Origin of the sequence: Paenibacillus sp. GCM10023250 (assembly GCF_042653205.1) — a bacterium.
Classification (GTDB): domain Bacteria; phylum Bacillota; class Bacilli; order Paenibacillales; family Paenibacillaceae; genus Paenibacillus_Z.
Genome location: NZ_JBHSHY010000022.1, coordinates 92,943 through 103,792, shown reverse-complemented (window position 1 = coordinate 103,792; position 10,850 = coordinate 92,943). Strand labels below are relative to the sequence as shown.

Annotated in this window: 12 protein-coding genes and 1 pseudogene; 10 read left to right on the top strand and 3 right to left on the bottom strand. The window is 64.2% G+C overall.

Annotated features, from left to right (window positions below):
• A pseudogene (locus ACFPB1_RS17555) lies at positions 1-125 on the top strand (transcription elongation factor GreAB); the annotation flags it as partial.
• 194 nt (positions 126-319) lie between these two features.
• Here ACFPB1_RS17555 and sspI read toward each other — a convergent pair.
• Positions 320-556: a small acid-soluble spore protein SspI gene (gene sspI, locus ACFPB1_RS17550; RefSeq protein WP_379227402.1), complete on the bottom strand. Its 237-nt coding sequence runs from the start codon at positions 554-556 to the stop codon at positions 320-322.
• 118 nt (positions 557-674) lie between these two features.
• Between sspI and ACFPB1_RS17545 the strand changes: the two genes are divergently transcribed.
• Together ACFPB1_RS17545 and ACFPB1_RS17540 are read left to right on the top strand one after the other, a co-directional pair.
• The gene (locus ACFPB1_RS17545) at positions 675-1,367 is read left to right on the top strand and encodes a potassium channel family protein (protein WP_379227401.1); all 693 of its coding nucleotides are present in this window, start codon (positions 675-677) and stop codon (positions 1,365-1,367) included.
• A gap of 7 nt (positions 1,368-1,374) precedes the next feature.
• Positions 1,375-2,187, top strand: coding sequence for a TrmH family RNA methyltransferase (locus tag ACFPB1_RS17540; RefSeq protein ID WP_379227400.1), 813 nt, complete (start codon positions 1,375-1,377; stop codon positions 2,185-2,187).
• 147 nt (positions 2,188-2,334) lie between these two features.
• Here the strand turns inward: ACFPB1_RS17540 and ACFPB1_RS17535 are convergent, their stop codons facing one another.
• Together ACFPB1_RS17535 and ACFPB1_RS17530 are read right to left on the bottom strand one after the other, a co-directional pair.
• Positions 2,335-2,550 (bottom strand): small acid-soluble spore protein Tlp, encoded by a 216-nt coding sequence (locus ACFPB1_RS17535; RefSeq protein ID WP_379227399.1) that lies wholly within the window; start codon positions 2,548-2,550, stop codon positions 2,335-2,337.
• 229 nt (positions 2,551-2,779) lie between these two features.
• Positions 2,780-3,544: an IclR family transcriptional regulator gene (locus tag ACFPB1_RS17530; RefSeq protein WP_379227398.1), complete on the bottom strand. Its 765-nt coding sequence runs from the start codon at positions 3,542-3,544 to the stop codon at positions 2,780-2,782.
• Between the two features lie 367 nt (positions 3,545-3,911).
• On the opposite strand from ACFPB1_RS17530, the gene pxpB reads away from it, so the two are divergent.
• From pxpB to ACFPB1_RS17495, 7 genes are all read left to right on the top strand, one after another.
• Positions 3,912-4,682: a 5-oxoprolinase subunit PxpB gene (gene pxpB, locus ACFPB1_RS17525; protein ID WP_379227397.1), complete on the top strand. Its 771-nt coding sequence runs from the start codon at positions 3,912-3,914 to the stop codon at positions 4,680-4,682.
• Positions 4,679-5,713 carry a biotin-dependent carboxyltransferase family protein gene (locus tag ACFPB1_RS17520; protein ID WP_379227396.1) on the top strand — a complete coding sequence of 345 codons (1,035 nt, stop codon included), beginning with the start codon at positions 4,679-4,681 and terminating at the stop codon, positions 5,711-5,713. The genes pxpB and ACFPB1_RS17520 overlap by 4 nt, the downstream gene beginning before the upstream one ends.
• Complete coding sequence (locus ACFPB1_RS17515) at positions 5,703-6,500, top strand: ABC transporter ATP-binding protein (protein WP_379227395.1); 798 nt, start codon at positions 5,703-5,705, stop codon at positions 6,498-6,500. Before ACFPB1_RS17520 ends, ACFPB1_RS17515 begins: the two co-directional genes overlap by 11 nt.
• Entirely contained in the window at positions 6,500-7,300 is an 801-nt protein-coding gene (locus tag ACFPB1_RS17510; RefSeq protein WP_379227394.1) for an ABC transporter permease, read from the top strand. Before ACFPB1_RS17515 ends, ACFPB1_RS17510 begins: the two co-directional genes overlap by 1 nt.
• A gap of 155 nt (positions 7,301-7,455) precedes the next feature.
• Positions 7,456-8,481: an ABC transporter substrate-binding protein gene (locus tag ACFPB1_RS17505; protein WP_379227393.1), complete on the top strand. Its 1,026-nt coding sequence runs from the start codon at positions 7,456-7,458 to the stop codon at positions 8,479-8,481.
• An 18-nt stretch (positions 8,482-8,499) separates the two neighbouring features.
• The gene (locus ACFPB1_RS17500; RefSeq protein ID WP_379227392.1) at positions 8,500-9,930 is read left to right on the top strand and encodes a UbiD family decarboxylase; all 1,431 of its coding nucleotides are present in this window, start codon (positions 8,500-8,502) and stop codon (positions 9,928-9,930) included.
• A 119-nt stretch (positions 9,931-10,049) separates the two neighbouring features.
• Positions 10,050-10,835, top strand: coding sequence for a LamB/YcsF family protein (locus tag ACFPB1_RS17495; protein ID WP_379227391.1), 786 nt, complete (start codon positions 10,050-10,052; stop codon positions 10,833-10,835).
• Positions 10,836-10,850: the final 15 nt, after the last annotated feature.

Below are 10,850 nucleotides of genomic sequence, written 5' to 3'. Positions count from 1 at the left end.
TAATGGGCAACTCAAGACGTGGCCCCTGGGAAATGTCCCGAAACACAAACAATGCCCTTCCGACTTCCTACTGGGAAGCGAAAGGGCTCAAGAGTATGCTTTCACGTTATTTGGAGCTTTGTTAACCCTTTGGAACCGCCGTATGCGGACCCGCATGTACGGTGGTGTGAGAGGACGGAGGCTAGCCGCCTCCTCCTACTCGATTATCTTCAACCACAGCGGCGGCACTTGCAGCCTCGCGTTCGCGCCGTATATGCATCCGTCCGGGGCCGAGCACGCTCGTAAGCCAGCCGAACCGAACGCGTCTGGCGTCCGTTCGTCAGCTCGGACTCGGATTTGCTCCGTTCTCGTGGTTAAGGTGGTCGTACAGCAGCTGCACCATCCGGTTTTGCTCCGTCGCCTTGCTGTTTTGCCAGATCATCTCGAAGAGCACACCGAGACCGGGGAGCGCCCGCTCGTCGCTGTTGATGGAGCTTTCGATCACGTCGGTCAATTCCTCGCCGGATTTGTTTTGCACGCGCTGCACGATAGCCTGCCGCAAATCAAGATTGTTCAAGCCTATCCCTCCATCACTTGAATTCCCGCTTAATATCTCCTCCGCGCGGGCAATTCATGCCGGGTCGACGCGGCTTGCCATTCGGTTATCACCGGCAGATATGCTATAATAAGCTAACTTGAATCGCGCGCGGGAGGGTTGCGGATTGGCGAAAAAGCAGTATGCCGTCATCGGCATGGGGAGATTCGGATCCAGCGTGGCGCACGAGCTGTCCGAGCTCGGCTTCGAGGTGCTGGCCATCGACATTAGCGAGCAGCGGATCCAGGAAGTGTCGAACTGGGTGACCCATGCGGTCTCGGTCGACACGACGGACGAGGATGCACTGCGGTCGCTCGGACTCCGCAATTTCGACGTTGTGGTCGTCGCCATCGGCGAGGACATCCAGGCGAGCATTCTGACGACCATTATCCTGAAAGAGCTCGGCGTGCCGAAGATCATCGTGAAGGCGCGAAACGACCTGCACGGCAAAGTGCTGAACAAAATCGGCGCGGACAAAGTCGTGTTCCCCGAACGGGACATGGGGCTGAGGGTCGCGCATCATCTCCTGTCGCCGAACGTTCTGGAATACATCGAGCTGTCCAGCGATTACGGCATCGTCGAATTGAAAGCGCCGGATTCTATGATCGGCCGGAATTTGCGGCAGCTCGAGATTCGGGCCAGGTACAATTGCAACGTCCTCGCCATCAAGCGGGGGACGGAGATGAACATCGCGCTGTCGGCGGAGGACATCATTCGGTCGGGGGACGTGCTCGTCATCGTCGGCCGGACCGAAGACGTGGCCGAGCTCGAGATTTCGTATGCGGAAGGCTGAGGGGAACGTGCGGAATTCAAATCATCGAACGACAAGCATTACGTCGCTGCAAAACGAAAAAGTGAAAGCGATGGCCGCCCTGCTGGACAAAAAGCACCGGGACCGGAGCGGGCGCTTCCTGATCGAAGGCGTCCATCTCGTGCTGGAGGCGCTGCAGGCCGGGGCGGACGTGGAGACGATCGTCATCGACGCGGAGCGCGGCGTGCCCGCCGAGCTGCGGGCTCCGCTCGGACAAGCCGACTGCGAGCTGATCGAGGCAACGCCGGCGATCATGGCGAAGTGCACCGGCACGGATTCGCCGCCGCCCGTCTTCGGCGTCGTGGCCAAGCCCCGCGCCGACGCTTCGGCGCTCTACCGGCCGGACTCGCTCGTCGTCGTCCTCGACGGCGTGCGCGATCCCGGCAATGCCGGCACGATCATCCGCAGCGCGGACGCCGTCGGCGCGGACGCGGTCGTGCTCGGCCGCGGAAGCGTCGACCTGTATAACCCGAAGACGGTGCGCTCGACGATGGGCTCGCTGTTCCATGTGCCCGTGGTGGAAGGCGATTTGGCCGAGCTGCTGCCGGAAGCGAAGAGGCGCGGCATTCATCTGGTCGGCACGAGCCTGCAGGCGACCGCGACGTGCTACGGCTACGACTGGCGTGGTCCGACCTGGCTGCTGCTCGGCAGCGAATCGAACGGCTTGTCGGCCGAGGCGCTCGCCATGGTGGATACGCGCATGATCATTCCGATGCACGGGCGGTCGGAATCGCTTAACGTCGCGATGGCGTCGACGGTGCTGCTGTACGAAGCGCTTCGGCAGCGGCGGTATGCGGAATAAGCGAGGTTTTGGACGCCATAGAAGCCGGTAATGGAATCGGCCAATTGTCTTCCGCGCTTGCCCGTATGAAACGAAAGGCGACCAACGATTCCCGTTGGCCGCCTTTTTGGTGTATAGCGGATATATGCCCGATTGAACGGATCACCATTATTCGCATGACTCATCTTTCTTTTCCGCTACGAACTTGCTTACGCTTTGCTTGCGCCGCTCGTTCTTGGCTTCGATGATCTGCTTCTCATCCGCGCCGATCTCGTCGGCGTGTTCGTCCAGATAGCTCTCCGCTTCGCGCAAATTCCCCAGCGTATGGTCGATATGCTGCTGCAGATGAACCTCGTTATCCGCGCGGTTATCAGGTTTTGCCATGTCGCACCCTCCTCTCGCCTAATGCTGCCAACCCGCTATATCATATCCGGAAGATTCCCGGACTATTCGGTTGTGAGGTCCTTGGGCTGCTGGCCGGTTCGCCTCCGGGCGCGCGTCCGGAGGCGCGCATTGAACGTAGAAAGACGGCACGACGCCCGCGGGCGCCGTGCCGTCTTTTGCCGTGTATCCGTTCTGCGCAGAGCCTCCGCGGCTGGCTGAAACGCCGAGGTCAAGCTGGAGGTCCCGCGTACCCGAGCTTAAGCGAGATGCCATGCGCGGCCTCCTTGACCATGCGAATGCGCTCGGCCAGGCCGTCCTCGCGAAACCGCACCTCGGGTCCGGCGATGCTGAGGCCGGCGACCATCTTCCCCGTGTGGTCGAAAATCGGAGCGCTCAGCTCCGCGGTGTAGTTCTCCAACTCGGACCGGCTGAATGCGTAGCCGTGCGCGCGCGCCGCTTCCAAAGCCTCGCGCAGCTTGGGCTTGCTGACGATCGTCCCGAGCCCGATCGCCTCCGGCTCGATCTCGTCCAAGTACGCGTCCCGTTCGTCCGCCGGCATGAACGCAAGCAGGATGCGGGATGACGCGCCGGCATAGAGCGGGGCGCGCCGCCCGATCTTGGTGAACAGCCGGACGGGATGATTGGTGTCCAGCTTCTCGATGTACATCGAGGAGTCACCGTCGCGCACCGCCAGATGGACGGCCTCGCCGATCGCGTCCCGCAGCCGCTGCATCTCCGCTGCGGCTACGCCCCGGATGTCGAGGCGCTCGGCGACGAGATTGCCGAACTGCAGGAACAGCAGGCCGAGCGAGTAGAGCCCTTCCTCGTCCTTGTGCAGCAGCCCCATGTCCGTCAGCGACCCGATCATGCGGTGGACCGACGATTTGGGGATGCCGGACAGGCGGATCATATCGTTCATGCTCAGCTTCGTATGCGTAAGAAAGAGATTCAAGAGATCCATGGAGCGGATCACGGTTTTGTTCTTGTTCTGCACGGTTGCCTCCCCGGATAGCCGCGTCGAGCGGCGATGCCCGCCAAGGTGCCAAGGCATGTCCAAACCAGTATACGCCGAATGGCGAAGGTTTGAATATGCGCTTTCATTTTAGACGGTGGTTAATTTTGCTGTTCCCCTTGATTTTTGTCGAATCCCGACTATAATTATCGTATATATTGGGTTTGAAATTCGGGATTGTTGTTCCGAATTTCGGGATTAATTATAACAGGGCGTTGATATCATGCGCAAGTCTAAAGAAACGACAACGGAGAAGGCGATCGAAACGTCAATCGAAAAGGGAACCGAAACGCTGATAGAAGGGCAGATAGAAACGCAGATAGAAACGCAGATAGAAGCGGGAATAGAAATGGCAACAAGCGATGCCTATGCCCGGTTCGGGGCCGTCCGGGCGAAGCTGTTCCCGCTTGGGGATAGCGCCGTCGCGGTACAGTTCGGCGAATCGATCGACCTCGAGACGCACGAACGGGTTCGGCAGCTGACGGAGTACCTCGAGCGGCATCCGTTCGAAGGGATGATCGAGTACGTGCCGGCCTTCTTGTCGGTCACGGTATATTACGAACCCTTCGCGCTGCAGGCGGCACACGACGGCTTCGACGAATCCGGCGCGGACGCGGCGGACCCGTACGGACTCGCCGTCCGGCTGCTGGCCGGCATCCTCGCTAAGCTGGGCGAAGCGGAGAAACGTCCGGCGCGGATCGTGGATATTCCCGTCTGCTACGGCGGCGACCTCGGGCCCGATCTGCCGGAGGTCGCGGCGCATCACGGGCTCAGCGAGCAGGACGTGATCGACATTCACGCCTCGGCCGATTACCTCGTCTACATGCTGGGCTTCGCGCCGGGCTTCGCCTATCTGGGCGGATTGCCCGCGCGCATCGCGACGCCGCGCCGGACGACGCCGCGCCTGTCCATCCCCACCGGCACCGTCGGCATCGCCGGGGACCAGACCGGCGTGTACCCGATCGTGACGCCCGGAGGCTGGCAGCTGATCGGCAAGACGCCGCTGCCGCTGTTCTTGCCCGAGGCCATGCCGCCGACGCTGCTGAAGGCCGGCGATCGCGTGCGGTTCCGCCCGATCTCCCGGGCGGAGTTCGACCGGTTGGAGGTGGCGCGGACATGAGCCTCGCGATCTTGAAGCCCGGGCTGCTGACGACGGTGCAGGACTTGGGCCGCCACGGCTCGCAGAAGTACGGCGTCATCGTCGGCGGCGCCATGGACGCCTTCGCGCTGCGCGTCGCCAACCTGCTCGTCGGCAACGCGGAGAACGATGCCGGATTGGAAATGACGATGATCGGTCCGGAGATTTACTTTACCGAGGCGGCGCTGATCGCCGTCTGCGGAGGCGATCTCGCGCCCGAGCTGAACGGGCGCGAGATCCCCGCGTGGCGGACCGTTTACGCGCCGGAGGGGAGCCGGCTGCGGTTCGGGCCGGCGCGGCTCGGCTGCCGCGCCTACCTGGCGGTCGCCGGCGGCCTCGACGTCCCGGAGCGGATGGGCAGCCGGTCCACGTATTTGCGCGCAGGCATCGGCGGCCACGAGGGCCGCGCGCTGCGCAAGGGGGACCGGCTCCCCGTCGGCGCGCGCTCGCCGGGCAGCCTCGCGCTGGCCGGGCTGCTCGCCCGCGAGGGGCAGGACGAAGCCGCGGTCAGCGGCTGGTCCGTCGCGTCCGAGCTGCGGCCGGCCTATGCCTCGCGGCCGACCATCCGGGCCATCGCCGGCCGGGAGCTGGCGCTCTTCGACGACGAGAGCCGGCTCCGCTTCTTCGGCGAAGCCTTCGCGGTGAAGACCGAGTCCGACCGGATGGGCTACCGCCTCGCGGGCACAGCGCTGGAGCTGAAGGAGAAGCGGGAAATGATCTCCTCCGCGGTGACGTTCGGCACGGTTCAGGTGCCGCCGGACGGCCAGCCGATCGTGCTCATGGCGGACCGGCAGACGACCGGCGGCTACCCCAAGATCGCGCAGGCGGCCTCGGTGGATCTGCCGCTGCTGGCCCAGACTCCGCTCGGCGGGCAAGTCCGGTTCGAAGAAATCTCCCTGGCGGAAGCGCAGCGGCAGTACCTGCTCCGGGAGAATGGCATCCGCGCGCTGCGCGGCGGGCTCGAGCAGCTGCAGACTAACAGGAACGGGAAGGTGAACGCGCATGGCGAATGACAAGGCCCCGAAGCTGTCCATTCGGGAATTGGCGGTGGAATATCGGTCGAAAGGGCAGCGGACCCTCGCGCTCGAAGGCGTTAATCTCGACGTCAAGGACGGCGAGTTCGTCTCGGTCGTCGGCCCGAGCGGCTGCGGCAAGTCCACGCTGCTGAAGGTGGTGTCCGGCTTGCTCGAGCCGGCGGCCGGGGGCGCATCGATCGACGGCGAACCGGTGACGGGCGTCCCGGACGGCGTCGGCATGGTGTTCCAGAACGACGCGCTGCTTCCGTGGAAGACGGTGCTTCAGAACGTTCGGCTGCCGCTCGCGATCAAGGGCCTGTCCGAGAGCGAGCAGGTGCGGGAAGCGAACCGCCTGCTGCGGGTGGTCGGCTTGGAGGGCTTCGCCGGCTTTTACCCGAAGCAGCTGTCCGGAGGCATGCGGAAGCGGGTCGCGCTGGCGCGCACCTTCGCCTACGACCCCGACATCTATTTGATGGACGAGCCGTTCGGTCCGCTGGACGCCCAGACGCGGGTCAAGATCGGTGAGCAGTTCCTGCACATGTGGGAGGCGGTCGGCAAGAGCGTGCTGTTCATCACGCACGACATCGAGGAAGCGATCGCGCTCTCGGACCGGGTCATCGTCATGTCGCCGACCCCAGGGCGCATCAAGGCCGAGTTCGACATCCGGCTGCCCCGTCCGCGCCCGTTCTACGACATTCGGTTCGAACCGGCGTTCAAGGAGCTGCAGAAGGAAATTTGGGCGCAGATGTCGGATGACGGCGCGGGCGCGGGAGGTGTCGGCTGATGGCGAGTCAAGCGAAAGGCAAGACCCGCGCCGCGTCGTTCCGGGCGCGCGAATATTCCCGGACGTCCGTCTGGCTGGGCCGGATCGCCGTGTTCATCGTGCTGACGGGCCTGTGGGAAGTGCTGTCCGGCCGGGCGTTCAACGCCTTCTGGCTGAGCAAGCCGTCGCTCATCGCGGGCCGGATCGCCGAGATGCTCGGAGACGGGGACCTATGGTTCCACATGAGCGCCACGCTCACGGAAGCGGTCGCCGGACTGGCGATCGGGATGGTCGGGGGCACGCTGCTCGGCATCGGGCTCGCGTTCAGCGGCATTTTCGAACGGTGGATTTATCCGTACATGATGGCGATCTACAGCCTGCCGCGCGTCTCGCTGGCGCCGCTCTTCATCGTCTGGTTCGGCATCGGCCAGTCGTCGAAAATCCTGATGGTCGTGGCGATGGTCATCTTCGTCGCTTTCTACAACGCGTTCGAGGGCATTCGCAACATCGACAAGGACCTGATGGACATGATGAGCACCTACAAAGCCAAGTGGCCGCACAAGCTGCGGTGGGTGGTGCTGCCGTCGATCACCGTATGGATATTGACGAGCATCCGGCTCAATATCGGCATGGCGCTCATCGGCTCGGTCATCGCCGAGCTCGTCGGCTCCAACCGGGGACTCGGCTACTACATCACGTATTCGTCCAACATGCTGGACACGACGGGCATCTTCACCGGCCTCGTGCTCATCATGATCATCGCCGTCGCCCTGGAGCAGCTCGTGCTGCTGCTGGAGCGGTGGCTGCTGCGGTACCGGTAGGCAGGCATTTCCGGCCTGCCCGGATGAACGAACGGCTGAGAACATAGGCTCATCGCGGCCAAGCCGTACACGCCATACCCGGCGCTTGCTTCAACCCGACAACGGGAGCGGCTAGATTTGCACTTATTTCAAGGTATCCCGAGGAGGACGTATCCATGAAAAGAATGAAACTCATCGCGTTCGCGCTTCTGCTGCTCTCGTTGACGGTGCTGGCCGCCTGCGGCGACTCCAATGCGAAACCCGCCGCGAACGGCGGAACGAACGCCGGCAACGGCTCGTCCGGGGCGCAGGAGACGCCCGCGGGCGGTTCGATCCGCCTCGGCCTCGTCGGCGGCGGCATGACGCCGATGGTCGCCCAAGTCGGCATCAGTGACGGCTCGTACGAGAAGGCCGGCATCCAGATCGACGAGAAAGACTTCACCGCGGGCGCGGACATGGTGCAGGCGCTCGTCGGCGGCAGCCTCGACGTCGTGCTCGGCTCCTACGAGCACGTGCTGCGGCAGCAGCAGAACGGGCTGGGCGTCAAGGCGTACGGCGAAATTTTCAACGGCGTCGGCTATTCGCTGATCGTGAAGAAGGACGCGCCGTACCAGTCGCTGAAGGATTTGAAGGGCAAGACGGTGGCGGTGACCAAGGTCGGCAGTCTCTCGGACACCGGCCTGCGCGAAGGGCTGAAGCAGGAAGGGCTCGATCCGGAGAAGGACGTGCATCTGATCAACGGCGGCAGCGGCGCGACGATGCTGGCGGCGATCGAGAGCGGCCAGGCGGCGGGCGGCATGGTGTCCGAGCCGACGATATCGCAGATGCTCGCGTCCGGCGATTACCGGGTGCTGTACGATCCGCCGTTCGATTTCGCGGGCATCGTCATCATGGCCAAGACCGACTGGGTGGCGAAGCACCAGGATTTGATGAAGCAGTTTTTGCAGGTGACGGCCGACGTCAACGAGCGGGCGCATCAGGATCCGGCAGGCGCGGTGGCTGCGATGCAGAAGATTTTCGATAAGATTCCGCAGGACGTCCTGAAGACGGCGGTGAGCAACCAGCTGGGTAAAGTGCCGGACGGCCTCCAGGTGACGAAGGACGGCGCCGATTACGTGCAGAAGACGCAGCTCGACCAAGGCATTCTGAAGAAGGAAATCGCATTCGAGGACGCGGTGGACTTGTCGCTGCTGCCCCACTAACGAACAGGAGATGATCGCATGGCCCAGGATTTGAGAACGTACCTCCGCCAGCTGACGGCGTTCGACGGACGCGCCGTCCGGCTCGTGGACAAGGAGGTCGACCCGCGGTTCGGCATTACCGCTTACGCTTCGGCGCTGGCGGAGAAGGGCGACTATCCCGCGCTGCTCTTCGACCGGGTGAAGGGCTCGGAATTCGCCTGCGTGTCCAATTTGCTGACCGACTACGACCGCATCGCGCTGTACTTGGGCTGCGAAGTGCCGGACATTCCCCGGGTGTACGGGGAGAAGCTGAAGAAGCCGATCGATCCGGTCGTCGTGCCCCGGGAGCGGGCAAAGGTCAAGGAAAATGTCATCGAAGCGCGGGACGTCGACCTCGCCAAGCTGCCGATTCCCGTGCATAACGAGATGGACGGCGGCCCGTACCTGTCGGCGGGCGTCATGATCATCCGCGATCCCGATTCCGGCCTGATCAACGCCGGCATCTACCGCCACCAGATCTTCAACAAGACGGACATGGGCGTCTGGTTCCTCGGCGCCCACCACGGCGGGCTGATCTACAAGAAATACAAGAAGATGGGCAAGCCCGCGCCGATCGCCATCGCCCTCGGCCACCATCCCGGCTTCGTCATGGGCTCGGTGTCCCGCGTGCAAGGCATCGGCGGGGAATACGAGGCAGCCGGCGCGCTAATGGGCGAGGCGCTGGAGCTGGTCGAGGCGGAGACGTCGGATCTGCTCGTGCCGGCGCATGCGGAGCTGATCCTAGAAGGCGAGATTTTGCCCGACGAGGATCATGTCGAGGGGCCGTTCGGGGAATGGCCGGGACATTACTTGGGCGGCGGCTCGGTGCCGACGATCCGCATCACGCGCATTACGCACCGGAACCATGCGATTTTCCAGGATATCGTGGCGTCCAGCCGGGAGCATCTCGTCGTCGGCGGCGTGCCGCGCTCCGGCAGCATCTATCAGACGGTCAAGCAGGCGGTGCCGAGCCTGAAGACGGTGCACGTGCCGTTCTACGCGCGGATGCACTGCTACATCTCGCTGCATAAGGAGCGGGAAGCGGACGTGAAGAAGGCGGCGTTCGCGGCGCTCAACACCGAGCAGGAGAATCTGCGGCACATCGTCGTGGTGGACGATGACATCGACGTGTTCAAGGGCGAGGAAGTGGCCTGGGCGATCGGCACGCGCTTCGACGCGGAGCGCGATCTGCTGGTCATTCCGCGGTGGAACGGGCCGGGCGGCCTGCTGCCGACGAACTGGGAGTACAACGCGGAGGGCAAGAACACCCCGCGGATGTCCAGCGCCGCCATCGTCGACGCCACCAAGCCAGCGCCGCCGGTCGTCTTCCCGAAACGCGCGGTCGTGCCGCGGGAGTTCGTGGAACTCGCCGATCTGGGGGCGCTGCGCGAGGCGGGCGACGAGGAGCGCGGCAAGTGGCTGGCGCCGTAACCGGGATCGGCCCGCGGGCCGCGTCCGCGCGGTCCGACGGGGCCAGCGGAGCGCGGCCGCTTGGCTTACGTTAACGGAACGTTCAGATGGATACAACACGCAACGGGAGGGAGAACGACATGAAAACCGTGGATTTGAACTGCGACCTGGGCGAAAGCTTCGGCGCCTACAAGCTGGGAAGGGACGAGGAGATACTCGGCTTCGTGACCTCGGCCAACGTCGCCTGCGGCTTCCACGCCGGCGATCCCGCGACGATGCGCCGGACGGTGCGGCTCGCGCTCGACAAGGGCGTCGCGATCGGCGCCCATCCGGGGCTGCAGGACCTGATCGGCTTCGGCCGCCGGGACATGGACATCAGCCCCGAGGAAGCCTACGATCTGGTCGTCTACCAGATCGGCGCGCTCTGGGGCTTCGTGCGCGCCGAAGGGGCCGCGCTGCAGCACGTGAAGGCGCACGGCTCCTTGTACAATATGGCGGCCCGCGACGAGCGGCTCGCGCAGGCGATCGCCGAAGCGGTCTACCGCGTCGATCCGTCGCTCGTGCTGTACGGCCTCGCCGGCAGCAAGCTGATCGAGGCGGGCAAACGGATCGGGCTGCGGACGGCCAGCGAGGTGTTCTCGGACCGGACGTACCAGGCCGACGGCTCGCTCACGCCGAGACGGCAGCCGGATTCCGTCATTACGGACGACGGCCGCGCGCTCGATCAGGTGATCCGGATGGTCGCCGAGGGCAAGGTGCGCGCGCAGCAGGGCGAGGACATCGCCATCCGGGCCGATACGATCTGCGTTCACGGAGACGGCGTGCGCGCCGTAGAGTTCGCCGGCAAGATCCGCGCATCGCTAAGCGAAGCCGGGATCGCCGTCCAGCCGGTCGGCATGACGTTGGCGGCGGGCGCGGCGGAGTAAGCGGAGAGGAGCGGC